This window comes from Faecalibacterium sp. An192 (genome assembly GCF_002160175.1).
In the GTDB taxonomy this organism is placed as follows: Bacteria; Bacillota; Clostridia; order Oscillospirales; family Ruminococcaceae; genus Faecalibacterium.
Genome location: NZ_NFKB01000160.1, coordinates 1 through 582, shown reverse-complemented (window position 1 = coordinate 582; position 582 = coordinate 1). Strand labels below are relative to the sequence as shown.

1 protein-coding gene is annotated in these 582 nt (G+C 55.5%); it reads left to right on the top strand.

The window, feature by feature from the left end; genetic code table 11:
* The coding region (locus tag B5F27_RS16735) for a transposase (RefSeq protein WP_144066588.1) at window positions 1-582 on the top strand (582 nt) is incomplete at both ends.

The following is a 582-nucleotide window of genomic DNA, read 5'->3' as shown; positions in this document are numbered from 1 at the left end:
TGCTGCAGAAGAAGCGGTTTGGCAGTTCCAGCGAGGCGACGCCAGTGCAGGCGGAAGAAGAACCTCTGGGCGTATTCCCGGAAGCCGAGTTGGAATACAAAGAAGACGCCCCGGAACCGTTCAAAAAGGACCAGAGGGGCGTCCACAAGATAAGCGAAGCGGGCCGCTGGAAACTAACAAGCAGCAATGAGACGGAAAATCGGATCTTTGACTTGGACGAAGAAGAACGAATCTGTCCGAGGTGCAAAGGAAAACTGGTTTGGATCGGGAAAGAGTTGGTACGGGAAGTCTTTGAATACCAGCGGCCCAAACTGAAGCTGGTCCGGTACTGGCAGATGAGTTACAAATGCCCGGCCTGCCACAAGAAAGGCCGCAGTGTCATTGTGCGGGCTTCCGTTCCAAAGCCTTTGCTGAATCACAGTCTGGTTGCGGCTTCGGTGGTGGCAGAAATCATGTACCAGAAGTATGTGAACGCCATGCCGCTGTACCGGCAGGAAGCAGCATGGAAACAGCTGGGGGTGACATTCAGCCGGACCACCATGGCGCGCTGGATCATCCGGTGTGCGGAAGACTGGCTGGAGC